Below are 25,349 nucleotides of genomic sequence, written 5' to 3'. Positions count from 1 at the left end.
GGCGTTGGCTGGGCTAATACCTCGCGGTATCGATTGCATCTGCTTCGCCTTTACCAGAACCTCTCCGATATAATCCTCGACTCTTCAATACAAGCCACTGGCCCATCAGAACAGGGAAGGGATTCCATCCTCTGACTGGGGAGTTATAAGATGAGACAGAATCCCGGAGTCATGGGGTTCGTAATTATACCTAGTCAGCCTGAAATATTCGAATCGATCGCATAAATCTCGAGGTCAGCAAAAATTCATGCCAAAACAGTTCAGATCCCGTCGCTTGACAACAATTTACCCCAAGCGCATCATTTCGGCCGAAATGGGCCGCCCGACCCACCGGAAGCAATGCACTACATAGCCGATGTTGATCTACTCACTCATTCCCGCACGGGGAGGATCCAAAGCCGTACCCCATAAGAATATCCGGCTTTTACGGGGAAAACCGCTTATTGTCCACTCGATAGAAATTTCCCTCGCGTCTCCTTCGATTCAAAGAACTTTCGTCAGCACGGACTCGGAAACCATTGCCGAGGTCGCCAGAAACGCCGGTGCCGAAGTACCATTCTTGAGACCCAGTGAACTGGCACAGGATGACACGCGTGATTTGCCCGTATTTCAGCATTTTCTCAAGTGGCTTGAGCAAAATCGGGTTCCTCTTCCAGATGCCATTTTTCAATTTCGTCCCACATCTCCCTCCCGTAGCGTTGCGAAGGTAGAAGAAGCCGTTGACCTGTTGAAAAAGAATATGGCAGCCGACTCGGTTCGAGGAGTCATTGAGCCGGGGCAAAATCCCTACAAGATGTGGACCATCGCGGAGGACGGTTTTATGCGGCCTCTACTGAGCATTCCACGGATCGCCGAGCCCTTCAACGAGCCCAGGCAAAGTTTGCCTAAAGTGTACTGGCAAATCGGCTATCTCGACCTGATTCGCACCCGGACCATTCTGGAAAAAAATTCCCTTACAGGCACACATGTTTTACCGCTTAAAATCGACAGCAAAGATTCCATCGATATCGACGATGAATACTCGTTTCAACTGGCCGAGTTCTTGATGGAAAAACGGGAAAGCGTCATTTGAAAGCTTTGGTGGTTGGCCTTGGCTCCATTGGCGTCAGGCACCTCAACAATTTGCATACACTCGGGGTTCACGAACTAGGCGTCGTGCGAACCCGTAATCTCCCACCGCCAAAGGAGATCATCCCCAAAGACGTTACCGTCTTTCAGGATATCGATCTCGCGCTCAGCAAGAAATTCGACCTCGTGGTGGTAGCCAACCCGACCTCCCTCCATCTGGAAACGCTCATCAAAGCACTTAAGGCAGGGTCCCACGTTTACATTGAAAAACCGGTCGCCCACGAAAAACGGCGACTGCCCGAGCTCACACGCTACCTCGCCTCAAATAACCCGAAGGTTTTGGTGGGATGTCAGCTCCGTATGCATCCGGGGCTGCAAAAAATCGAAGAGTGGATCAACCAGGATAAACTCGGAAAGATCTATTCGGTGCAAGTCGATCTGGGGGAATATTTGCCAGACTGGCATCCTTGGGAAGATTACCGGCAGACCTACGCAGCCCGCGCGGATCAGGGGGGAGGAGTTGTCCTGACCCTTATACATGAGTTGGACTACTTGCATTGGCTTTTTGGAAGACCCAGGGGCGTCTTTGCCGTCGGAGGGCATCGAACTTCTCTCGAACTCACTGTGGAAGATACCGCCCTCATCACGTACGAAACCGAGCGGAACATCTGTGTTCAGCTCCGGATGGATTATTGGCGAAAGCCACCTGTTCGCCATATGAACATTGTCGCTGAAAAGGCCATCGTGGATTGGGACTATCCCGCGCGCCTTACCACCCTGAAACAAAATGGGCAGATCCTGGATAAAATCGAATTACCGCCAACCTGGGACCGGAATGAGTTATTTCTATCGATGATGAAGGAATTTATCGATAGCTTTTCCGGGAGATCATCTACGCGGGTCACCTTGCAGGATGGCATCGATGTACTGCACACCGCTCTAGCGGTCAAAAAGTCCCTTCAAATTCATCAGAAGGTTTCGTTATGAATCAAGCTTACAAGGGAACACCCTTCGACCTCACAGGCCGCGTGGTGCTTATCAGCGGGGCCACCGGCCTCCTCGGCAAGGAGTTCGCTCTCGCGGCTGCATCGGCTGGCGCGCATTTGGTGATGGGTGATCTGAACATTAGCAAGCTTGAATCGCTGAAAAGCGAAATAGCGTCCGCATCTCCGGACACGCAAACATGGGTCCAGGTTCTGGATGTGACCGACGCCGATTCTTGCCGATCCATTGCGCAGTTATGTGAAGCCCGTTTCAATCGGATCGACGCCGTGGTCCACAGTGCTGCGATTGACCCAAAATTTGAACAGGGTTCCGATACATCGCGTTTTTCGAAATTCACGGAGCTTCCAAGAGAGCTTTGGGAAGCATCTCTCGATGTCAATTTAACCGGCGCCTTCCTCTTCGCCCAAGCCACATGCAAGGTGATGGAAAAATCCGGAAAGGGATCTGTTATTTTTCTCGGGTCCAATTACGGGCTGGTGGGGCCGGACCAGCGCATCTACAAAAAGGCGGGCCAGGAACACCAGACATATAAACCCGCGGTTTATTCCGTATGCAAGGCAGGCCTGCTGGGGTTGACGAAATTTCTGGCCGCCTATTACATGAATACGTCCATCCGCATAAACATGCTCACGCCCAGCGGAGTCTGGAATCAACATGACGATGAGTTTGCAAATAATTATTCATCGCGGACCATCCTTGGCCGCATGTCGGAAAAAAACGAATATCGGGGGGCAATCATTTTCCTGGCGTCGGACGCTTCAAGTTATATGACAGGAGCAAATCTGGTCATTGATGGCGGATGGACAGCATTATAAACGCCTTGCCCGAAACCCGTCGCGGCTGGATGCAACTCCCAGACTGATTTTCAACGGAGATGAGTTTTCGTAAACCGAGCCGCGGATGCAAAAGTGCGAATCGCTGATTCGCTTGCATGACGGAATCGCATCACAACGATAGACAGGACTCCCCACAAGCTCACGCGGAACCTCGTCTTGTGACTTAAACGCTGGGTCCACGGCGGCAATCTCAAGCAAATACTGCGCAATTTCTTTCCGCATCAGCCTCTTTCGTTTTCCAACACATCCCAACGGCCGGCAAAAGCCTGAAAAATCGCAGGATCGCTCGAGATGGCGGCAATCTCATGGTTGAGCCAAAATGAGGGTTTAGTCCAATTAAAACTGCCAAAAATCGACCATGCGCGATCACTATCCTCTATTAATACGAATTTCAGGTGCATGGGAAGGTGTTCGGGATTTCGGATACGCCTGAATCGGATTCCAACGGTGGCCAGCCGCCGTTCCACCTTCGGTGTGACACGTCTGAGCGTCGACTCCGCAAATATTTCCAGTGCCACGCCTCGCCTGGCGAGCCCTATCATCACGTCGACAGCGGCTTCTGTTCTGATATGCGATGCCACGACACGGACACGAGCGCTACTATTAACCTGACTCAGGAACTGCACGACCGGATGTGGACGCACGCGGGGCCAGAGATGAATCGTCGTATCCGGGCTATGGATGGCCCGGTTTGCGTCGGCGGAGAACCGGTAAAAGAGGCCCGGCGGCGCCTGGTGAAGATGCCTTGCGTGTTTCACCAACTCTTCCACCAGCGTCGGATCGCGGAGCCCAATCAGCGCATTGTAGCCGCGGTCCTGGTCACCTATCTCCCGGATGATCTCGGGATCCTCTTCCGGCATATTCCCGGATGGGTTAAAAGAACCGATTAAGGCAACGGGTTTCGGGTGGGAAAAACAGTAGAGTTTTTCGTGTAGTTGGGGCTTCCATGACTTATTTGCCGGTGATGGTATGCCGGTGATGGTCACGACGCGAAGCGCATCGCCCAACCCGTCGGATCCCGAAAGCATGGCAATCACGGCGTCATTGGCGTGCGGAATGCGCGGTTTGCCTTCCAGGCTGAGGGTGACATTGACACCCCGTTTATACGCCTGAATCAGGGCTTCGGCCAAACGAAGATCACGAAAATAATAGGTAACCCAATTGATGGAACCACCAGGGGGAACAGCCGCGACATGCGCGGCCAGCACATTGCGCAGGGCGCCCGGAGGTTGATCGGGGCCGCCGAAATAGATCGCGGAGGAAAATTCGTCTCCAAGTTCAGATCGATTCAATGGGCCTGCGCAATAGAAATTTTACGACTGGCATTGAGCCAAATGGTTGCCTGGGCCACTCGCATGTCATGCATGGTTTCGGTCAAGGGTGTAGCTCGGTCACGCGCGTTTCAGGCTTCTTGTTTCGCTAGCGCCTGTTCCACCTGTGCTGCCCGTTTCGTCCGTTTTTATCCGTTCCGCCTGTTCCTCGAGCAGTGCCACATAACGTGGTAATACATCTGCCCCCCCGGCATGAAGCATCTCATCGATGAAGCGCTGCCGGTGCTCCTCCACGTAAAACGATTCGCAGCCGTTGGAAAGAAATTCGTCGATTCTTCTGTACACGTCATCCCGGCACTTTAACTCTGTCTCGGGCATATAGTAGGCCAGCGCGGAACGGCCAGCATGCAGGTAATCGGCCGCCAGCACGGGTTTTTTTGCCTTGACGGCTTCAAATACCACCGAGGTGGCAAGATCAATAATGACATCCGCCCAATTCATCAGATGGATCGAGTGGACGCTGTCCGCCGCGACGCTCACATTCGAGAGCTGGCGCAGAGAGGCATTTCCGGTCAGGGGCTGTCTCCAGCCGCCGCGTGTGTGGGGCTTGATCACCAATTCGACGCCGGGAAAAGCGGCGATCATTCCCACGACCTCGCTGACTTCCTCCCAGAACGTGGTGAAGTTGCTCTTTCTCAAGAAGATGACGATCTTGAGTCGTCCCTCGGAGCCAGCCCCCTGCGGGCGCTGCGGGGACAACTTTGCCAATTTGCTTAGCCATTCATCACAATAGCGCGGGGACCCCAATACGGCGATCGCCTGGTTATCCAGGAACGGACGAAAGCGCGTTGCGCACAACTCGTTGGGCACGACAAGTTTGTCAAATATTCTTGCGGCCGAAAATAAAGCATCCGGTTTCAAGACCCATTCATGATGACGTATCAGCCGGTTGGCATGAGGACTGTCTCCATGCGGCAGCGATACCGTGCCAAGGCCCATGCCTCGTGCAGTCGCGACGACTGTCTCGACCCATTCGACCGAGATAGGCGAATCTCTCGTGATCCAGTCGAAGACCACCACGCCCTTGCCGCCTTCGCCAAAGCTGTGTTCGAGCAATCGCCTGGTGGTGTTCCGCCAGATTGGCTCACGTCGTTTGGCGTTGTATGTTTGGACCAGTATTCCAACAAGCCTGCCAATAAAAAAGAGGCGCCGCGCACCGTTGGTCAGGAGGAGCATCTGTAGCCGCCATCGCAAGAATTCCGGCGGAGGCAACAGATCTCGAATATGAGCGAGCCGGACACGATCGAGCTTATTCAAAAATTCGATACGGTAGTCATTGCGAAACTTTGGATGACCTACCAGGACAACATCGCAGTGATGACCTGACTCGATCCACTTTGAGATGACCGGTGTGATGTGATCGATATCGTTATAATGGCGGAGAAAAAAAAGGGCTTTCATTATGAAAAGTGGGGCAAACACCGGCCCAAGACGAGATCATGTTCTATCTGACGAGTGAAAAACGGATCCGATTTCGCCATTTCAGACAGGACAGAGATTGAGAGCCGGCATGCCGGGATTAATATTCCGAGTACACAGCAATCGTGCAACGTTGACCACGCCCGGGATAAGCATGAGAAGCTCCGGATAAACCGCAGATTTTGCCAGCTCAGCGTCAGGTTGCCAACTCGATTATGGACTGAGCATCAACTGGATGCCTAATCAGGCGCTGATTCAGTGTCTGATTCACAAGCTCCTGCACCGCGGTTTTGCCTCATCTTGCGCCATCCTAAGTTCAGTGCTCGATCATAGTCTTGTTTGAAAAAGCCGCGGAATGACTGGTATATGAATATGTTCAGGAAAGTACTGATCAGAGGCTTGCGATGCATGACAAAGTAGTCAGCTCTTCCAGCCTGTTGCCAAATGCCCAGGCTTGGCAAAACATTCTGGCAAAGTTTGTGTTGCTTTTTTTCGGCATAGCCTTGTGGATGAAATGGATGAGTATGAGTGCGGGTTTTATTGTGGCACTGGTGTGGATTCTTGACAACGGCCATCGCAGGTTGGGTCAGATTATTAAAGAGCCCTTGGTATTGGCGATACTCATTTTGTGTGCAGCGCTGGCGCTGGGAATTCTGTGGGGGGATTACCCTGAATCGGGGCGTTTGAAATGGAGGAGATATTTTGCATTGCTGGTCTTCATTCCTTTTCTGTCTCTTTTGAATAAAGACCGTTTGCCCTGGGCAATCGGCGGTCTGGTTTCAGGTTATGCCATCGTTCTGATGATTGGCATTTACCAGTGCGTTATTGCCGGTGAACAAGGCATCCCGCCTCTGGATATAAGCTATCTTACCTTTTCGTCGATGCTTGGGATTGGCATCATCATATCAATCTATCTGGCGGGTGAAAGCAACCATAAAAAAATAAAATCGGCGTTATGGTTTTTGACATTATTGTTGTTATATGTCCAGTTTAATCAGCATGGCCGAGGACCGCTTGTCGCCACGCTTCTGGGATCGGGATTATTGATTTTTCTGCGCTACAAATCAGAAAAAAAAGTGCTTTTGAGCATTGCCGTGTGCTTTATCATCACGGCCGTGGCTTTCGCATACAGTGGCGGCTTGTACCAAAGGTTGGCTCAGGTCCAGACCGATATCGAACTCTCACAGCAGGGAAAATACGATACAAGCCTCGGGTATCGATTCGCCGTGTGGGACGTCGGCCTGCATGGAATTGCCGAAAAGCCGCTGTTTGGCCATGGGACGGGAGTACCGGAAGGATACTTCGAAAAAACTGTAATGACCTACAAAGGGGGGATCTACAAGGATTTGCCGAAGTATATGGAAACTTCTCACTATCATAACGACTGGATTGAGATTGGGATGCATCTGGGTGCATTTGGCCTCTTGGTGTTTGCCTTTCTCCTGCGGAGCTGGTTTCAAACACTCAAAGCCCATAGTCTCTCTATTCCGGGTGCTGCTTTGGTGTGTTTCATTTTCATATCGGGTTTGACGGATACATTCGCGCTTTATACTAAAGTTGTCACCTTCCTTCTTGTCATTACCGCTGTTGCCATCGTCTGGCAAAAGAAAAACATGGGCGAAAAAACTTGGGAATACAAACGCGTGGGAATATTTTGAACGAAGGAACAGCATAAACCGGTTTGCCAACTGGATGCTGACCGACTGTCCATTCAGCCAGGACGACTCAGCTGTCGACGCTTCGCCCTACGTCGACTATTTGAGGTTTCCCAGGTGCTGTTCGCCCAGGTATCCATATGCAACACGGTAATAGACTTGCCGCAGGGATTTACCGTCCTGCACGATTTCCCGATCTTGTACCGGGCCGGGGTCCACAAGCATCTTGCCAATGTCACGATCTTGCCGGGTTCGCTCAAGATTATGGGGCCACATGCCCACCAGGATGATTGGGCGTGCCGTGGGTGGTTCCGATGGGTACCAGAAATCATACATGGCCCCGCTGTCGCCAAACATATTGCGCGAGCGAATCTCCATCGGCTTTCCCCGGTTGTAAAAGGTCAGTACACTTGCCACGGACCATTTACTCATGCCTACCACAATGGGTTCTTGCCCGGTCTGTTGCCGAACCTCTTCCACGACTTCTTCAATTCCCTGTGTTGCTTCGCGCCAGAAATAATGTTCGGGGAAGCCTTCGTAAATGCCCCGGTATGGAATACCCGGAATGCCAAGCACCAGATAGTGCAGTGCAAAAGCGTAAAGAAAAAGGCAGATCGCGATGGTCGGTTTCCAGGCTGACCTCAAGCGGACCGCAACGGCGCGCAAATCATCGGTTTGGCCCATCAGCCATGCCATGGTGGGCAGCATGCCGAGCCATATCGGGCCGGTCCAGTGAAACCGCAGCGAATCAAAAATGCTGAGAACGACGAACACCGCCAAAGGCACACCCCCGAATGCCAACACGAACAAACGGCGTCTGCGCTCGTGTGAACTACCGCTATTGTCGCGTCCCGATAGCAATGCCATTATCGCGGCCAACAAGCCTACCGGGGTCAGCAGTACCATAAGGTGAAGAATGAGCAGGTGTAGGGAAAATTGATCATCACCGACTCCCTGGATCCGGCTCGACTGAAACGAAAGCGAGGCCCAGTTGTGTCCCATATTCCAGATGATGACCGGTGAAAACAACAGCAGGGCAAGTGTCGCCGCCAGATAAGGGTGGGGACGGCGTAGCCAGCGGCGCGCGGCCGGATCGAAGATTACAAATACCAAGGCCGAAAGGCCGAGAAGGCCCAGCGTATACTTGGACAGAATGCCCAGGCCAAACGCGATGCCCACGCCCAGCCAGGCGGACCGGCGATCGCCAATCAACGCTCGTTCCATGTAATACAGAGTCGCTGCCCAGGCGGCAACCAGCGGTGCGTCTGCTGTCATCACCGCACCGGTGGCAAAATAGAATGGCAACACGGCAAGCAGCAGCACTGTGCGAATAGCGGTCGACTTATCGTACAGGTTGCGCGCCAGCGCATACATGTAGCCCATCGTTATCAGACCACAGCAAAATGCGCCGAACCGAACCCCGAACTCGCTATTGCCGAAGATCGAGGTCCCCAGCCAGATCAGCCACGCTACCATGGGTGGATGATCGTAAAAGCTCAAGTCCATATGTTGGGTGTAATTCCAGTAGTACGCCTCATCCGGAAACAGTTCAGCTGTTCCGATATAGATCAAACGCAGCAGTACGCTAAATCCGATGATCCCTAATGAGGCGACCCTCCAGCGTACATCTGGCGAGGGTGGGTTGTGCTCGACAGGAAATACGTAGAAAGCGGAGCCTAAATAGTTAATTACAGCCGTGGCCGCGATGGCGGGAAAAATTGCTAAATACGACGGTATATGCCAACTATAGATCAGCAGGGCCAGTACGCCGCCGCGCATCAACAACGCAAACACGCCCACGGTCAAAAAACGGCTAAACTGACGCCATTGAAGATGGCCCGCATGGTGGAGGCGGAACGACCATTTTGAATTGAGTGTGTAGTTCACCGAGGCCGCGGCGAAGAAGCTCATGATATGGGCCAGCGCCAGACCGGCTCCGTTGCTCATGAGCCATTGGAACAGCAAGGCGTCCACGACAACGCCAAATAGCCCAACCACCGCAAACCGGCTGGCCGTACCGAAGGAAACGGTACCGCCGGCCAGCGTCATCAGGCGCTGCAGATAGGTCCATTGATGTGAAAATGACAGCTTCGAGGCGCCGCGCGTCCGGTCGCTAAAACAGATGGGGACCTCTATTACCCTCAACTTTCCCTGACCGGCCACCAGCAGTTCGAGCAGAATCTTGTATCCGCGTGCACGTTCCGCAATGGTTGCGGCCAGTTCGCGGCGAAACGCGAAAAAGCCGGACGTTGCATCATTTACATCGCAGAGCGGGCGGGCAAGCCAGCCGCCAAGACGTGATAACCACTGGCGATGCAGAGGCCATCCTTCGGTGCTGCCGCCCGGTATGTAGCGGCTACCGACTGCTACATCGTGGCTTCCGTCCAGCACCGGCGCAATCAGGGCGGGCACCCGCTCAGGCGGATGGCTCAAATCTGCATCCATCACAACAATGACATTGCCGCGTGCCAATGCCGCGCCTGCCAGGATGGAGCCTGTCAGGTCGGGCTTTTCCCGGCGCTCAACCAGCCGCACATTCGCACGGCTCTCCCAGGCGCGCACTCTGGCCGGCGTCCCGTCGGCTGAGCCATCGTCAACGATAATGACTTCAAAACTCTCCTTTTGCAGGTCAAGTGAAAAAAGGCGAGTCAACAACGGATCGATATTTTCTGCTTCGTTAAGCGTTGGGATGACTATGGAGAACTGCGTCAAAGCTACCTCTAAAAATTAAGCAAAGGTCCGTCTTGCGGAATCAACTGATATGGATTAGGAGAACATAACTACAGGCGGTCCCGTCGATCAGCATAATAATGCCGGACGGGGTTCAGGTTGTCGTCGAGCTCATATACCAGAGGTCGCCCATTGGCTATCGACAACTTTATCAGTTGTGCGATCGACAATCTGTCCAAATGCATTATCAGGGCGCGCAGGATATGCTTGTGAGCGACGATGAGAACGCGCTTTCCATGGCGGATCTCCGGGACGATTATTTCCCGCCAGTAGGGCAGTACCCGTAAGAGAGCCTGCTGCATGCTTTCTGCTAACGGTAATTCGTTCTTGTCAATGGAAGAATAACGCAACTGATTCCCGGGGAAACGCGCGTCGCAGGGATCGAGAGGAGGCGGTGGCGAATCAAACCGAAGCTGGGAGTCAAGAATGGGGCGAACGCCGAATTTCCTGATAGCACTCAAGGGATCGATTCCTTCCAGCGCGCCGTAGTGGCGTTCGTTCAAACGCCAACTCCGCCGTATTGTCAGTTCAGCGAGCCCCATTGCTGACAATACGATACGTAGTGTATCGGTAGCTCGCTTAAGTTCCGAAGTGAAGCACATGTCGAACCTGAACCCTGTCTCCTTGAGCAACCGGCCAGCACACTCAGCCTCCAGCTCACCCCTTGCGCTCAATTCAACATCGTTCCAGCCGGTAAAATGTCCATCCCGGTTTGAAATACTTTCTCCATGCCGCAGCAGAACAAGCTGTGTCACGCGTCGATTACTCGTTCAAATCAGTTAACTGACAGTACAAAAAGAAAATGCTTCGTTTTTTCTGCGTGCAGACACGCAGCGTGGACACGTGGTTTATGGTGGCGGTTGGGTACGCAATCATAGAGAAAATGCTGTGAGAAAGCTAGAGAGCCAGGACAACTTGCAGAACCTCTGGGCAATTCTCTGGTCAATTTTCAGGCGGCGCGACGGCGGTTTTGGAGGATGAGGTGCGCGAAAGGCAAAAGTGCGATCCTGTCGATGCACGCGCCCAAGCCGATATTGTCAAGCTGGTTCTAGGGAATGAGAGGTGCTGCACCCAGTGTCGGCAACTCGGGGACAACCTTTTCAAGAGATATTCCTGGCGAGGTCAAACTCATGCGATAGATATGTACGCTGGAAATTCGCTGTTGCGATTCCACGTTAGTCATGCCCAGCAGGATCCGATGTGCTCGATGACATGGCGGTTAACTTCAGCATTGACTGCGTAAGCGCGGCTAAAATCGGGCACCCCCGGCCAGCCGGAATCAATAAATTCGACCCCGTTAAAATACTTTGCCTCTGCATAACGCGGAATGACGTGAAGGTGTACGTCGGGATCAACCATCATCAGCATCAGGTAATTCAGTTTATCGTAACAGAATGCGTTAGCCAAAGCATGCTCCAGCTGTGCTGTGACTTGGTGAAGCTCAGTAAAACTTTCCTGGCTAAGCTCAGAGAATGCTCGCGCAGGCTCATGAGCAGCCAGAACCACTGAACCCAGCGTCAACTGGGCTGGACGCAGCATAATGCTCCAATACCGGTATTGCCGGATTATTGTTTGTGGCGCGCCAAACTTGCGCATCGTTGCGTTCAATGCTGACATATCCCAGGGTGAAGCACCAGTCATCGAAGAATCCATGATGTTTTGCGAATGATAAGACTGCGAAGGAATCGCGAGCAGTTTATCTTGAGTATATAGCAGTACCTTGCCCTGCTGCCACTCAGTCCCCCTCGTGGCTTCCAAGTTGTCCTAAATATTCTTTGCAAATGCAATAGTCCGAACGGTCTATATTTTCATTGTAAAGACTGAATTATTTTCATTACCGTAACCTAAAATACATAACGGCGTACTATTATATATTTGGATTCATGTAAGGAGATTCAAAAGTCACGGCTGAGTATAGATTGCAAGTTTGCGCTTCTATAAGAGGTCTGGACGGCCGGGAATGCGACATGGAAATTCCTGTCCTTTGACTAACTGCGGCAGTGAACGTGGAGAGACGAGTGAAAATCGTCGGCAACATAAGTCTTGATAGTCTAACCCGGGACTTGAGCGGAGCCCTGTGGATCTTTGCCCGATTGCGCGAAGATGGCTCGGCAGCAACAAGTATTCACCGGTATATCCAGCGTGAAGTTTGGCGCGACGCCAACTCTGGTGACCGAATGGTGAAGGGGGTGGCGCTGCTGTTCGCCCCTCTCATGCTTGGTGTGCTGGTAGCGGTTTTTACGACCCTCAACGGTCGAGCCATAAAGAAACGCGCCGGTAAAGGAGTGATCCAGCAAATTCGCGAACAGATTGAACTGGCGCGGCGCTTTGCCATTCTGCCTCCATGGTATTATATTTTCGAGTTGCATGATGACGATAAAAAAACGCATGCCAGCGAGTATCTGAACCGGTTTGAAACAAAAGCGGGACTCTACCGCTTTCTGCGCGATAATAATGGTGGTCTTCCCGTCCCGGCGGAACGCAGCACCGACTGCATCAAGGACAAAGCTCGGTTCAGGACCCGCTGTCTCGAGCACGGGGTAATGACTGTGCCTGTTCTTCTGAACGTTGCGCATGCGGAAGTCAATGCAGTGGATTGGGCCTTGCCGGACTTGCCCGAGTGCGATCTATTCATAAAACCGCTGCACGGCCAGGGTGGAACAAAAGCCACGTGCTGGGAATACCTTGGCGATGGGCGGTTCCAGCGCAACGAGGGTGAAATTATTACTGGCGATGAGCTGCTGGGTCGCTTGCGGCTGGAGTCGCGGCGCAGAGCCTTTCTGGTACAACCCCGGCTCGTGAATCATAAGGAAATCACCGATCTGGCCAACGGCACACTCGCCACAGTTCGCGTAATGACCTGCCGTAACGAGCAAGGGCAGTATGAAGCAACCAACGCGGTCTTTCGCATGGCGCGAAATAAATCGGTCGTCGTCGATAACTGGCACGCCGGGGGTATCGCGGCCAACGTCGATATTTGCACCGGCCAACTGGGAAGGGGCACCCGTGGCGCCTGGGGGGCAACTGCGGACGGATGGTATGAGCAACACGAGACGGGCGTGCAGATCCTGAATCGCAAGCTGCCGTGCTGGCCAGAGATGATCGAACTGGTGCAATATGCGCACGGCAGCGCATTCTCCGACCAGGTAGTCATTGGTTGGGACGTTGCCCTGCTCGACAGCGGCCCGTGCATAATGGAGGCCAACAAGGCACCCGATCTGGACATTCTCCAGCGGGCGGGGGGCGGGCCCCTAGGCAACCAGCGGCTGGGAAAACTTCTGGCGTTCAACCTGAGGCGTACTGTTGAAGCCAAGCACGCGCTTGGCTTTCCTAAGCAAAACTCAACGGTTCCTACTCATGCGTGATAAGCTCAGTTGAGCACAAAAGGTCTCGGCTGTATGTCGGGCCGGATACTTTCCTTGGATTCTCTGCTGAAGAGCGCTTCAGCTCTTGCCAAATCTACGGCGAAATCGATCTCGCACCAGAGGTGCTGGTAGATAGAACATGCTTTGACCATCTGTTTTCCCGCCAGCGCATCGATGATAGTCAGATACCAGGATTTAAGCTCGGCTTGATGCCGAAGCGCAGCTTCGACTGCATCGCGGAACGATTGCGGTCCGTGCTCCCGAAAAAAAACAAGCCCGATAGACTCCGCATCGATTTGCTCTGCGGATAAAGTTTTGCTCACGTGCTTGACCCAGCCTCTTTCATCCAACTGAACCTTCATGTCGTCCGCATCATAGGCGGGCTTGCGATCGACGCTAAGAGTAATGGGGGCGGATTCGGAGTTTAACACCTGGGCCAGCAGGGACCCATCAAAAACAGTGTCTCCATTCAGGAGCAGAAAGTCACGATCCATTGCGAATCGCGCAATCCAGCAACTGGCCAGGTTATCCGCAACTTCAAAGAACGGATTAAAAATTGTATTGACCTGCCCATCCGTATATCGTTGTTGCAGCAGGGCTTCAACCATGGCGGACTGGAAACCGGTGACGACGGTGATTTCGTTAACCCCGGCAGCGAGAAGTGCATCGATTTGCCACTCTATAATCGGTTTGCCTAAAATCGGCAGTAGACATTTCGGAGTATTTTCGGTTAGCGAAAGTAGCCTGCGACCCTGACCGGCACTGAGAATAATCGCTTTAACAGGGTTTTTTTGTTTGATGCCAGTCATGTCTCGTGATCTATAAAAAGTAATCGAAATTTACGCTCGGTCCTACCTTTAGCGCATTCTCAGCGTTTCCCTTATATCCCGGCATTAAAATTGTTGTACTGCTGTCACTGTTTTATTTCAATGCTCAACGCGGCAGCTTGGTTCGACTCATGGGATTGCCTGGCTGTATAACGGTTAAAACAACTGCAGTTTGATGTACTCAAGCGAGTAAAGGGCTCAGATCGGGCAATACGCTTACGTCTGCCGGAAACGGGTTCTCATCCCCAGGACGAACACGTCCCAGAAATGCGATTTTGTTAAGCTGTGCACTTTGGTAATCAGCCAACGCGTCGCCAATCATCAGGACGCGGTCCGGCACCAGGGCATGGGTCGTCAGAATATCCGCGACCAGCATCTGTTTAGGCGTGGGTGAACCGCGTACAGCAGTGAAATAGGATGCGAGGCCACGGCGTTCAACGATGGTATTCAGCTCGGCTTCCGGCGTACCGGATGCGATAAACAAAGGTATCCTCATGGCTTCTTTACGGATCAACTCGGCTGCGCCCGGCACCGCTTCGCTGGCAATGACGGCTTCGACTACCAGTTCCGAGAAACGCTGGTCCAGGAGTTGTTCTTCATGCCGCGTCAAGGGCGGTTTTTTCAGCAGATTTTGCTGAAAATAGCGGAATTTGTGGTAGCGCGACATGCCCCCGTTCAAGCAGTGATACTGTGCTACCGCAGCCATGATTGCGTCGCCATGATCCTGATAGAGATTGACAAAAGCTTGCGTCTTGATATCCCCCGACTCAACCACCACTCCATCGAAATCGAAAATGATGGCTTCCCACCCAGCGGTTTTCATGCCTTGTTATCCGATGCCAAAGGTGTTGCTTCATCATCTTCACTGGAATGATGCATGGTTTGATGGATGTCCCGCAGGCAATCCAGCAGCCCCTGCCCCAGATCGACGTGCTCATTAAGCACCAGCTTGTGTCCGATGCGGGGCTGGAACGCATAGGGCGTTACCGCATAATGATGCACCGCATTAGCTTGATCAAAATGCAGGTCAACTTTCCAGGGCATGATTTCCGAAATCATCGTCATCACATCCTTAATACGCAGGCGCTCCTGGCCAGTAAGAATCAAATGGCGGTTGGCAAATTCGGGCGCCAACACCTGGACGCTCATGCGTGCGGCGTCTTCAACATGTATATACTCCCGGATTGCTTCACCGGTGCCGTGATAAGTGATCGAATGCCGTGCTACGGCTTCATATAACATCCGGTAGATGCCATTACGCGCATCAGCGCGTCTGCCATATAAGGACCCGTAGCGCAAAATGCTGTAATCCAGTCCATAACGCTCGTGATAAGTCTCGATAAACCGCTCCGCAGCCTGTTTGCTTGCACGGTAAAAGGAGCCCGACTCAGAGTAGACATAAATCGTGCTGGCAAAGACGAAGCGGCGCGCTCCTGCCAGACGGGCGGCTTCCAGCACGTGCATATTGCCCAGCACATTGATGGCGGCGGTAGGCAGCGGTTTGTCGTGGGCTTCATCAATATCCGCGATGGCGGCGAAATTGTAGACAACATTGGCTCCGTTAGCCGCTTCTGCGACCTGATCGAGGTTCATGATATCGCCAATGATCATTTCCTGATCGTAGCGTCGATAGGGCGAAGGGCGGCGATCAAACAGGCGCACGCGATAGCCTGCGGTGGATAATGCATCGGCCACGTGGCTTCCAAGGAACCCACTGGCGCCGTACACTATGGCGGTTTCGCTAGACATTCGTTGCGTGCTCGTCCGTCACCACGCCCGCTTTAATCAAACCCTGAAGCAGATTCTCCGCAGCTTCAAGCTCCATGCGCTGACGGGCTTCCTTCGCGAGCGAGCCGACATGCGAGGTGAGGATTGCCTTGTCACATTGGAGCAATGGTCCGCGGTACGGCTCCTGCTCGAAAACATCAAGCGCGGCAGCATCCAACTGTCCCGAGAGCAGGGCCTCCGCCAGGGAGGTTTCGTCGATGAGGCCCCCTCGGGCAGTATTGATCACGACAGCCCCCCGTTTCATACGTGCGAAAGCTTCCTTATTCAGCAAATGGTGAGTGTGGGCATCATAGGTCAGGTGCAGGCTTACGATATCCGCCTTAACCAGAAGTTCCTCCAACGAAACCAGTTTTACGCCTTGAGGCGACTGCTCAACATAAGAATCGTGTGCCACAACCTCGGCGCCAAAAGCCTGGCACAAGTGAGCAACGCGTCGACCGACACGCCCCAGACCGATGATGCCGACCTGCTGGGCGGCGAGTAGCCGGCCCTGAGTTCGTGGCCATTGTCCCTCGCGGAGCAGTCGGTCAGTCTGGCATATCTGCCTTAGCGCGGTCAATATCAAACCCAGGGTGAGTTCAGCCACTGCCTGAGCTGGGGCCTCCGGCGTGTTGAGAACCGTGATCCCATAACGCTTTGCCGCGGCGAGATCCACATTATCCAGCCCACTTCCGCAACGGGATACTACTTTCAGTTCTTTGGCGGATGCCAGAACATGTTCTGTCAGAGGCTCTATGCCTGCAATCATTCCGACGGTATCGCTACCCAACAATGCGGCCGTTTCAGTTTCCGTAAGTTTTCGCCCATAGCTGTTTTGGACAATATAAATCCCCTCTTTTATCAAGTGCTGAAGAGGACGGTTATTGTTCACATCAAACGATGAAGTGGAAATGACGAGTTTGCTCATACCGTTGCCCGAATGTCTTGCATATGGCTGCGGCACAGCGTATCAAGGATACGGATATCGAGCCCATAGCCAAGAAAGCTGAAGCCTGCCTTGATGTTGCGCCGCAGTTGGTCCGGATCCGGTTCAACCACATGGATACCACCTGGCTTGCCCAGGCGGCGCCCAGCCTCCAGCACCTTTTCTATTGCAGTTTGAACTTCCGGATAATCGAGCTCGCCAGGGCGTCCCATGGAACCGGATAAATCGTAGGGGCCGATAATATACGCATCGATACCAGGAACGGAAAGAATGGAATCAATGGCATTGACGGCATCGATATGCTCTATCATTGCTACCACGACGGCATTATCCTCCAGCCAGAGCCGATATTGTTGAAAATGGGCGCCATAGCCTTGAGCACGCGCCAGACCAACTCCCCGCTGGCCCCTGGGCGGATAATACACGGCTTCTACCGCAGCTTTGGCATCCGCGGCGGTTTTGACCATGGGCACCATTATGCCCGTTGCGCCGGCATCCATGACACGCTTGACCTGATCCGGGTCATTCGAGGTCAATCGCACGATTGCCGGGCATCGTTGGGAATCGAGCACCTGAATCAGCATTTGCACATCGCTGAGTTCCAGGACGCTATGCTCGGTATCCAGCACGAGCCAGTCAAACCCGGCGGCAGCCATGATCTCGGCGATCGAGGGATGCCCCAGTGTAATCCATGACCCTATGGTCAATACGTTTCGGGCCAGTTTTGATTTTAATTGCATAGAAAGCAGTCTGAAGGAGCCTGCGAAGCATCTGCTCAATACGAGGCCAGTAGCGGATCGGACTCCATCAACCGGGCTACACGCTCCAGATCAGCCGGGGTATCCACTGCTTGCGTATTGAACTTGGTTCTCACCATTTTCACCCGATAACCATGCTCCAGTAATCGCAACATATCGACGGACTCCAATTGTTCCAATGGAGTAGGCGGTAATCGGGCGAAGTCAAGCAGGGTTTTATGCCGGAACGGGATGATACAGACTTGCTTATAAGCAAGGGTATGGGAGAAATTTGAATGAGCGGGTTGAGCGGCGGGGGGCGCGGTCGGTATCGGTTGGCGTGACATGTAAAGTGCGTCACCCTTCTGATTCATCACGACCTTGATTGTATTGACATCGTAGAAATCGGCTTTATTATCGATGCATCGCACCAGATTGACGCAGCCCAGCTGGGGATCGTGCCGGAATGGCTCTACCGCTGCATCAATCATCTCGGGCCGGGTCATTGGTTCGTCACCCTGAACCATCACAACGAGCTCAGCATCCATATCGGCCACAGCCTCGGCAACCCGATCACTGGCGCGCTCATGGGTATCAGCCGTCATGATCACTGGGGCGCCAAAATCCCGCGCGACATCCCGTATTTCCTCATCACAAGTAGCAATGTAGGTCGCGTCCACGGCATGGCTCAGGGCAACGCGCTTGTAAACATGTTCCAGCATGGCGCGACCCAGCAACTTCGCCACCGGCTTTCCGGGAAAGCGTGATGAACCCATGCGTGCCGGTATCACAGCAATTGTTTTCATTGTTTCATTGTTAACCTAGTTAGCCGGTACTGTCCGGATGATTGATATAATCGCTCTCATCTTGTCGACAGTACTCATAAGCTTGAGGCGGGTATCCCTCATAGTCATCTTCCAGGGTCGCTATCCTACCACTAGAGATGCCGCTCTGCGAGAGCTTAAAGCAGATTTCAGGGCGCTGTATAGATCGGATAACGAGGAATGAGGAAAGCGGGCTGTGCTATTCAATGAATATGCCCCGGTGTACAATAAGGAAATTTTCCTAACCAGGAACAGACCTGAATCTTTATCAAGTGAAAGTGGAGAAAGTACCAGCGGCCACTCCCGCTATACATGCCAGAAAATAGAAGGTAAAAGATCAGTAAAGAGAACCCTTTTCTTTCTCTGCCAGTATAACGACCTACCCTATTATCTATTACTCCGGCTATTTTCAAGCACCCTACTGAGCCTTTATGTCAGCCATGCCATCGATCGATGTAGTGATCCCGGTTTACAATGCGCCGGCGCTGACTCGCCGCTGCATCGAATCTGTAGTAAGGTGCCTCAGCCCATCCATACGACATATTTATATCCAGGACGATGCATCCGGGGCCGAGACACGTGAAATGCTCGATAACCTGCCGTACGGGGATCTCCGTATTTACCATGCACCGAAGAATCAGGGCTTCGGTGCATCGGTAAACGAGGCTATCAGCCGCTCCGACGCATCCTATGTACTGGTGCTCAATTCCGATACCGTGATAACTGAGGATATCCTCCCACGGTTGTACGAGGCGCTTGTGGCTGACCCGAAGCTGGCTCTCGTTATTCCCAGCGGAAACGATTATGCCAGGGATAACCTGGACCGATATGTACGCAAGCCCGGGGGTTACATTCGTACACACCGTCTTCGAGGGCACGCCTTCCTGATGCGGCGCGGCATTTTTCTGGAGATCGGCGGCTTCGACGCCGCATTCGGCCGTGGCTATTATGAAGACACGGATCTGGGTCGCCGGCTTAACCTGCGCGGTTGGCAGCTTGGCGTGCATCCCGACGTGCACATCCAGCATAAGGGCGGTGGATCATTTGGCCGCGGCCAGTCTTACATGCAGCTGGTCAGGCACAACCGCAACCTCTATCTCTCGCGCTACCCTAACGCATCACTTAACGTGCTTCTGTTATCGGGCAACTGCCCCTTGACGCATTTTCCTTCAAGTCTTCTCGATGCGCTCGATTACGTGTTTCGCGAAGGGGGCTATATTCATTGGCTTACCCCAGAACCGGCGCGATTACTCCTTTGCTTGCAGATGCGCAGCTACGCCATGGGTCTCGAGGCAATAATCAGGCTCATGCTACGAAGCTGGCGCGAGGAAAAGCGCATCTCTGAAATATGGATGTTGCCGGACGTTCCCCGGTTGTTACGTGCCTTGATCCAATCCTGGGCGCGTGTTCGCGGAATCAAAGTTCTATCGTGGGATTGGGCTCCAGCAGCGCAGAGCTGCACCGCTTCGATTACCTCGACCTAAGTTGAACCTAAATCCGATAGTTGATCGCTTAGGATTAGGAGGCAGGCAGGCATCGAAATTTCGGGAAATCATGATTTTCACCTTTCAACCTTTTGGTGGCTAAGCGTCCAACGCCGGATTTAAGTTGTAGGGATGTGGTAATACCTGAGCAAGTCTCCCCCCAGAGCGTGTTCAGGCGCGCGTTGTACGAGCGGAAGATCTTGAGGGAATTTCGAGGGAAGAGCGAATCGATCCTGGGTATCCGTTCCGTTTCCATTTCATTGCCAGGACGTGCAATAATCCTGTAAGAGTTTTGAGGACACGACCAGGAGGGCACATTATTCACTTAACCGTACTCGGATGCAGCGGCGGCATTGCAGCAGATTTGAGGACCACGTGCCTGATGCTGGATGACGACATTCTGATCGATGCAGGTACTGGAGCAGGAGATCTGACGTTGAGCCAAATGCTCGGGATTCATACGGTCTTTCTCACCCATTCCCATCTCGATCACACCGCCCTGCTGCCGATGCTGGCAGATGCGGTCGGGCCACGCCGGGATACATCACTTGACGTTTATGCCCTGCCTGAGACCATTGCTACACTCAAGCAGAATGTATTCAATTTCAAACTTTGGCCGGACTATACGGCCTTGCCCTCGCTCGACAAGCCTTACGTGAGGTTTCATCCTGTTGAAGTAGGCTATCCGGTAGAGTTGTCAGGGAGGAGGATTACGCCTTTGCCCGTGCGCCACGCCGTACCTGCAGTGGCCTATCAATTCGATAGTGGCAATGCAAGTTTTGTATTCAGCGGTGATACCACTTACCATGAGCCTTTCTGGGAATCTTTGAACGCGATAAACAACCTCCGCTATTTGATGATAGAGGCGACCTTTCTCAATCATAATATTACGGGTGCCGAGTTTTCGGGTCATATGCGTCCTCAATTACTGGCACAAGGGTTGAGAAAGCTCAACAAGCCGGTTCGTTTGCTTGTAACGCATATGGAGCCTGGCAATGAAGATGCAACCATGGCAGAAATTCAGACGGCAGCTGGAGAGTTCCGGCCCGAAAAGCTGAGGCGCGGGCAGGTGTTCGAGTTTTAGACGCGGTTTCGCGGTTCTTTCCGTTCATAGCCATATGCTATAGCCATTTTTTCCGTCGAAATAATGCGAGCATGCCTACGCTGATGGCAGCCATTATTCCGAGGACCGTAAAGAAACCCCAGTCCCAGTCGAGCCCAGGCAGATGCTTGAAGTTCATCCCATAGATGCCGGCAATCAGGGTGAGCGGCATAAATATCGTGGTAATGACGGTAAGGACCTTCATTACCGCACTGATGCGATAACTGATGCTGGATATGTAGATATCGAGCATGCCCGAGGTCAGATCGCGCAATGACTCAACCGATTCGATAATGTGAATCGTGTGGTCATAGACATCCCGCAGATAGAGCAACGTATTGCTGGTCATCAGTGGCGAATCCCCGCGCTGCAGCGAATTGATCACTTCGCGCAGCGGCCATAGCGACCTGCGAAGAAAAACATTTTCTCGTTTCAGGCGATAAATGGCATGCAGAGTCCGGGGCAAAGGATTCGATATCAGCTCTGTTTCCAGTGCCTCGGTTTTTTCATCGAGTCGCTCAAGAATGACGAAATAGCTGTCCACAATTGCATCAATCAAGCTATACATCAGAAAATCCGCGCCCAATTTCAGGATCTGGCCTTTGCCTGAGCGCAAGCGTTCACGCACCGCCTCGAACTGAAAGCCATTCGTTTCGAGAAACGAAAGCACAAAGTTTTTTCCTATTACGAGACTAATCTGATCCGAACTTAATCGTTCTTCCGGGCCATCCTTTTCATAGACGAAGGTTTTCAGTACTACGTAAAGATAATCGCCGTAATCCTCAAGCTTTGAGCGCTGCTCGGTGTTGAAGATATCTTCGAGCACCAGAGGGTGAAGGTTAAAGCAGGCCCCGATTTGCTCCATTATCCCGATATCGCCCAGGCCATTGAGGTTGACCCAGATCGTCCCTCGTGCAAGCTTGATCTTATCGGCGAGTTCGGCGGTAGCTACCTGGGATTCACGCGCGCCGTTCTCGTCATACTCCACCAACATAACATGAGATGCGGCAGTCTTTTTCTCCCCTATATGGACCAGCGTGCCCGGTGGCAATCCTGCTTTGGCAGATCTTTTTTTTGAATGGCGAGCCATGAATTGATAGAAGGGTTTAGGAGCTAAGGGGGCTAAGGGAACTAAGGGGAACTCAGCGCTGGTTGCGCTTCAGGATGTTTTATCGGGAGGATTGATCCCTTCCCTATCATGTTTCACACGGAGATTGAAATCAAGAGCGGCCCATTGTTCGATTTCCGTAGACAGTGCTGTATCAGTCAAAGGATTGCGCTCCAACCATCCTGGCTCGATGAGCAGTGTAAAGTCCGAATTATTCCAATGCACCTCCAATTGCGGTAATTGAATATCGCTGCGGCAGCGGTGGAACAACGCGGCCAGGCGCAGTGCAAAGAGCAAAGCAAAATCCATCGGGTCGGTAATACGATCTCGCGCTTTAATTACAGCGCCCCTATGGGCCAGCGTAAGGGCGCTCAAGCGTTCCTGTTCCCTTCTGGAAAAACCGGGCATGTCAGCGTTAGCAAGTATGTATGCTGAATGCTTGTGATAGCCTGAATGGGCTACTGAAATCCCGACTTCATGCAGTCGCGCTGACCACGAGAGAATACGCAACGGTTCCTCTGCGTCGTTAGCCACGTGCGTCAGCAATTGTTTCCCCAGCAATAAGGCCAGCGATTCCACCCGTCCGGCTTGGGCGGAATCGACCCGGTAACGTTGCATAAATTGCCTGACCGTTATTTCGCGCATGTCGTGCTTATGGAAGCGTCCCAGCAAATCGTAGAGTACGCCTTGGCGCAATGCTCCCATGGCTTGAGACATCCTACGAATGCCCAGTTCAGAAAATGCAGCGGACATGATAGCGAAGCCACCGGGGATAACAGGCGCCCGATCGGCAGGCAGCCCGGCAATTTCCAGTTTTTTAATATCGCCAGCCTTAAGCAAATAATCGCGAAAGTTTTCCAACCCTTCCAGCGTAATGTCGCCGTCATTGCCCGCATTGCCGAGCTTGTTCAACGTTATAATATCTCCCAGCGCCCGCGCCGTGCCGGATGAGCCAAAAGCATCCTGCCAGTGTGCTGCGGAAAAGTCCGTGGCGATGGCCTGCATTTCGTTGCGCGCAGCCAGTTCGGCTCGCCTCATCGTTCCTCGGGTGATTTTCCCGTCCGGAAAAAAAAGTCGGCTATAGCTGACACAGCCCATGTAAAGACTTTCAAGTTTGATTGGTTTTAGCCGGTTACCAATGATAAACTCGGTGGAGCCGCCGCCGATATCCACTACAAGGCGGTTATCGTTCGATGGACGAAGACTATGAGCGACGCCCAGGTAGATAAGCCGTGCTTCCTCGTGCCCGGCAATAACTTCAATGGGAAATCCGATAGCGGCCTCTGCCTTTTTTAAAAAGCTCGCTGCGTTTTTTGCCACTCTGAGTGAATTGGTGCCGACCGCGCGTACGGCATGGGGTGGAAACCCCCGCAGACGTTCACCGAAACGCCTTAGACAATCCAGGGCGCGCGCTTGAGATTCCTCATCCAGCCTCTGGTCAGCGGTAAGGCCGGCGGCAAGCCGAACCATTTCCCGTAAACTGTCCAGCGGATAAATTTGCTTGCCCACTACCCGCGCTACTTGCAAACGAAAACTGTTGGAACCGAGGTCTACGGCTGCGAGAGTGGAGTATGCGAGCATGGCTTCTCCGGAAGAGTCGGATTTCGGGGGAGACTCTCATCAAACCCCGGGTTTGTCAGCTCGGGCGCCAACCCGGCGCTTCCGCGAGGATGTCTGAAAGATGCGGCGTTATTCTCTTACTTCGCGTTCGATCTCTTCAACAGTGACATGGCGTACATCCCGGCCTTTAACCATGTATATTACGTATTCAGACATGTTTTTGGCGTGATCACCGATGCGCTCGATCGCCTTTGCTATAAACAGTATTTCCAGGGCGGTAGAAATTTTGCGCGGGTCTTCCATCATGAATGTGATGAGCTGGCGCATGATCGAGCGGAATTCTTCGTCGACCTGTTCATCCTCCCGCACGACCTGAGCAGCGGCTGCCAAATCCAGGCGGGCAAATGCATCCAGCGATTTGCGCAGCATTTCCATGGCAATGTGGGCTACATGCCTGATCTCGACGAAACGCGGCACATGCATACGGTCGGTTTCATATATCAATTTGGCCATGCGTGCGATCTTTTCCGCTTCGTCACCAATACGCTCAAGATCGGTAATGGTCTTGATGACGGTCATGATCATACGCAGGTCGCCTGCGGCAGGCTGGCGGCGCGCAATGATCTGGCTACAGATTTCATCTATCGATACTTCCATTGCATTGACGCGATGGTCATTGGCAATGATGCTTTCTATCAGGCTATCATTGCCGCTGGTAAGCGCCTCGATAGCTTTCTCGATCTGTTCTTCCACAAATCCGCCCATGTGCAGTACGCGCGTGCGCACGGCCTCAAGGTCGGCATCAAACTGTTTGGATATGTGTTCGCTGCTTGCCATTGCACACCTGTTGGTTGGTGCAAATCAAAGGATAATAATCGTGGATTATGACAGTTTTATTGCTGATGCATCAGATACCATCGTCCGGACCCCGTTATCGGTGCCCAGGAGTAACAGATCGGCGCCGCGCCTCGCGAACAACCCGTTAGTCACCACGCCGGTTATCTGGTTGAGCGTTGTTTCCAGTTCAACCGGGTTTAAAATCTGCATGCCATAAACGTCAAGGATCATATTCCCGTTATCGGTAGTAAAACCCTGGCGCAGCATGGGCTGGCCTCCCAGCCGTATTATCTCGCGTGCCACATAACTGCGCGCCATCGGAATAACTTCAACGGGCAGGGGAAACTTTCCGAGTATCTTGACGAGCTTACTCTGATCCGCAATGCAGATAAATCTTTTGGCCACGGCCGCGACAATTTTTTCCCGGGTCAAAGCCCCCCCACCCCCTTTTATCATATGCAGGTGCTCAGTAATCTCATCTGAGCCGTCTATATACACAGGCAGTATATCGACACTATTCAAATCGACAACCTCGATACCATGTCCGCCGAGACGCTGGGCAGTTGCTTCCGAACTTGCTACCGCGCCTTCAATTTTATGCCTGATTCTGGCTAACTCGTCTATGAAATAGTTCGCGGTAGAACCTGTACCCACGCCTACTATACTACCGGCAGGTATGTGCTGGATGGCTGCCTGAGCAGCGGCGCGTTTTTGTTCGTCTTGCGTCATGGATATTAATGGATAAAAG

At 52.8% G+C, this 25,349-nt stretch carries 22 protein-coding genes; 7 read left to right on the top strand and 15 right to left on the bottom strand.

Annotation, left to right across the window (positions count from 1 at the left end):
* Positions 1 to 355 precede the first annotated feature (355 nt).
* From BMX00_RS10995 to BMX00_RS10985, 3 genes are read left to right on the top strand one after another with little or no spacing between them, the layout of a single operon-like run.
* Positions 356 to 1,072 (top strand): acylneuraminate cytidylyltransferase family protein, encoded by a 717-nt coding sequence (locus BMX00_RS10995; protein WP_090829068.1) that lies wholly within the window; start codon positions 356 to 358, stop codon positions 1,070 to 1,072.
* A complete protein-coding gene (locus BMX00_RS10990; RefSeq protein ID WP_090829067.1) occupies positions 1,069 to 2,055 on the top strand; it encodes a Gfo/Idh/MocA family protein in 987 nt (328 codons plus the stop codon). The genes BMX00_RS10995 and BMX00_RS10990 overlap by 4 nt, the downstream gene beginning before the upstream one ends.
* Complete coding sequence (locus tag BMX00_RS10985; RefSeq protein ID WP_090829066.1) at positions 2,052 to 2,888, top strand: SDR family oxidoreductase; 837 nt, start codon at positions 2,052 to 2,054, stop codon at positions 2,886 to 2,888. Before BMX00_RS10990 ends, BMX00_RS10985 begins: the two co-directional genes overlap by 4 nt.
* Positions 2,889 to 3,130: 242 nt before the next feature.
* Here the strand turns inward: BMX00_RS10985 and BMX00_RS10975 are convergent, their stop codons facing one another.
* Together BMX00_RS10975 and BMX00_RS10970 are read right to left on the bottom strand one after the other, a co-directional pair.
* Positions 3,131 to 4,201: a phospholipase D-like domain-containing protein gene (locus BMX00_RS10975; RefSeq protein WP_090829064.1), complete on the bottom strand. Its 1,071-nt coding sequence runs from the start codon at positions 4,199 to 4,201 to the stop codon at positions 3,131 to 3,133.
* Between the two features lie 99 nt (positions 4,202 to 4,300).
* Complete coding sequence (locus BMX00_RS10970; RefSeq protein WP_090829063.1) at positions 4,301 to 5,641, bottom strand: hypothetical protein; 1,341 nt, start codon at positions 5,639 to 5,641, stop codon at positions 4,301 to 4,303.
* A gap of 422 nt (positions 5,642 to 6,063) precedes the next feature.
* Between BMX00_RS10970 and BMX00_RS10965 the strand changes: the two genes are divergently transcribed.
* Positions 6,064 to 7,317, top strand: coding sequence for an O-antigen ligase family protein (locus BMX00_RS10965; RefSeq protein ID WP_090829062.1), 1,254 nt, complete (start codon positions 6,064 to 6,066; stop codon positions 7,315 to 7,317).
* Positions 7,318 to 7,413: 96 nt separating this feature from the next.
* Here the strand turns inward: BMX00_RS10965 and BMX00_RS10960 are convergent, their stop codons facing one another.
* From BMX00_RS10960 to BMX00_RS10950, 3 genes are all read right to left on the bottom strand, one after another.
* Positions 7,414 to 10,026, bottom strand: a complete 2,613-nt coding sequence (locus BMX00_RS10960; protein WP_177171847.1) for a glycosyltransferase family 39 protein — start codon at positions 10,024 to 10,026, stop codon at positions 7,414 to 7,416.
* A gap of 68 nt (positions 10,027 to 10,094) precedes the next feature.
* Complete coding sequence (locus tag BMX00_RS10955; protein WP_090829061.1) at positions 10,095 to 10,799, bottom strand: 2,3-bisphosphoglycerate-dependent phosphoglycerate mutase; 705 nt, start codon at positions 10,797 to 10,799, stop codon at positions 10,095 to 10,097.
* 424 nt (positions 10,800 to 11,223) lie between these two features.
* Positions 11,224 to 11,685, bottom strand: coding sequence for an HIT family protein (locus tag BMX00_RS10950; RefSeq protein WP_090829111.1), 462 nt, complete (start codon positions 11,683 to 11,685; stop codon positions 11,224 to 11,226).
* Between the two features lie 377 nt (positions 11,686 to 12,062).
* Between BMX00_RS10950 and BMX00_RS10945 the strand changes: the two genes are divergently transcribed.
* The gene (locus BMX00_RS10945; RefSeq protein WP_177171846.1) at positions 12,063 to 13,409 is read left to right on the top strand and encodes a sugar-transfer associated ATP-grasp domain-containing protein; all 1,347 of its coding nucleotides are present in this window, start codon (positions 12,063 to 12,065) and stop codon (positions 13,407 to 13,409) included.
* Positions 13,410 to 13,414: 5 nt separating this feature from the next.
* Here the strand turns inward: BMX00_RS10945 and BMX00_RS10940 are convergent, their stop codons facing one another.
* From BMX00_RS10940 to BMX00_RS10915, 6 genes are all read right to left on the bottom strand, one after another.
* Entirely contained in the window at positions 13,415 to 14,218 is an 804-nt protein-coding gene (locus tag BMX00_RS10940) for a phosphocholine cytidylyltransferase family protein (protein WP_177171845.1), read from the bottom strand.
* Between the two features lie 199 nt (positions 14,219 to 14,417).
* Positions 14,418 to 15,059 (bottom strand): HAD family hydrolase, encoded by a 642-nt coding sequence (locus BMX00_RS10935; RefSeq protein ID WP_090829060.1) that lies wholly within the window; start codon positions 15,057 to 15,059, stop codon positions 14,418 to 14,420.
* Complete coding sequence (locus BMX00_RS10930) at positions 15,056 to 15,985, bottom strand: NAD-dependent epimerase/dehydratase family protein (RefSeq protein ID WP_090829059.1); 930 nt, start codon at positions 15,983 to 15,985, stop codon at positions 15,056 to 15,058. The genes BMX00_RS10935 and BMX00_RS10930 overlap by 4 nt, the downstream gene beginning before the upstream one ends.
* A complete protein-coding gene (locus BMX00_RS10925) occupies positions 15,978 to 16,931 on the bottom strand; it encodes a phosphoglycerate dehydrogenase (protein WP_090829058.1) in 954 nt (317 codons plus the stop codon). Before BMX00_RS10925 ends, BMX00_RS10930 begins: the two co-directional genes overlap by 8 nt.
* Positions 16,928 to 17,689 (bottom strand): HpcH/HpaI aldolase family protein, encoded by a 762-nt coding sequence (locus tag BMX00_RS10920; protein WP_090829057.1) that lies wholly within the window; start codon positions 17,687 to 17,689, stop codon positions 16,928 to 16,930. The genes BMX00_RS10925 and BMX00_RS10920 overlap by 4 nt, the downstream gene beginning before the upstream one ends.
* A gap of 35 nt (positions 17,690 to 17,724) precedes the next feature.
* The gene (locus BMX00_RS10915; RefSeq protein ID WP_090829056.1) at positions 17,725 to 18,492 is read right to left on the bottom strand and encodes a 3-deoxy-manno-octulosonate cytidylyltransferase; all 768 of its coding nucleotides are present in this window, start codon (positions 18,490 to 18,492) and stop codon (positions 17,725 to 17,727) included.
* A gap of 458 nt (positions 18,493 to 18,950) precedes the next feature.
* Between BMX00_RS10915 and BMX00_RS10910 the strand changes: the two genes are divergently transcribed.
* Entirely contained in the window at positions 18,951 to 19,994 is a 1,044-nt protein-coding gene (locus BMX00_RS10910; RefSeq protein WP_245728017.1) for a glycosyltransferase family 2 protein, read from the top strand.
* Between the two features lie 292 nt (positions 19,995 to 20,286).
* A complete protein-coding gene (locus tag BMX00_RS10905; protein ID WP_483869849.1) occupies positions 20,287 to 21,078 on the top strand; it encodes a 3',5'-cyclic-nucleotide phosphodiesterase in 792 nt (263 codons plus the stop codon).
* Positions 21,079 to 21,115: 37 nt separating this feature from the next.
* On the opposite strand, the gene corA is transcribed toward BMX00_RS10905, so the two are convergent.
* From corA to rpiA, 4 genes are all read right to left on the bottom strand, one after another.
* The gene (gene corA, locus BMX00_RS10900) at positions 21,116 to 22,186 is read right to left on the bottom strand and encodes a magnesium/cobalt transporter CorA (RefSeq protein ID WP_090829054.1); all 1,071 of its coding nucleotides are present in this window, start codon (positions 22,184 to 22,186) and stop codon (positions 21,116 to 21,118) included.
* A 69-nt stretch (positions 22,187 to 22,255) separates the two neighbouring features.
* The gene (gene ppx, locus BMX00_RS10895) at positions 22,256 to 23,785 is read right to left on the bottom strand and encodes an exopolyphosphatase (protein ID WP_090829053.1); all 1,530 of its coding nucleotides are present in this window, start codon (positions 23,783 to 23,785) and stop codon (positions 22,256 to 22,258) included.
* A 108-nt stretch (positions 23,786 to 23,893) separates the two neighbouring features.
* The gene (phoU, locus tag BMX00_RS10890; protein ID WP_090829052.1) at positions 23,894 to 24,601 is read right to left on the bottom strand and encodes a phosphate signaling complex protein PhoU; all 708 of its coding nucleotides are present in this window, start codon (positions 24,599 to 24,601) and stop codon (positions 23,894 to 23,896) included.
* Positions 24,602 to 24,646: 45 nt separating this feature from the next.
* A complete protein-coding gene (gene rpiA, locus BMX00_RS10885; RefSeq protein WP_090829051.1) occupies positions 24,647 to 25,330 on the bottom strand; it encodes a ribose-5-phosphate isomerase RpiA in 684 nt (227 codons plus the stop codon).
* Positions 25,331 to 25,349 lie beyond the last annotated feature (19 nt).

The organism is Nitrosovibrio tenuis, assembly GCF_900109785.1.
Classification (GTDB): Bacteria; Pseudomonadota; Gammaproteobacteria; order Burkholderiales; family Nitrosomonadaceae; genus Nitrosospira; species Nitrosospira tenuis_A.
The sequence above is the reverse complement of the archived record's forward strand: the minus strand, read 5'-3'. Positions and strand labels throughout refer to the sequence as shown.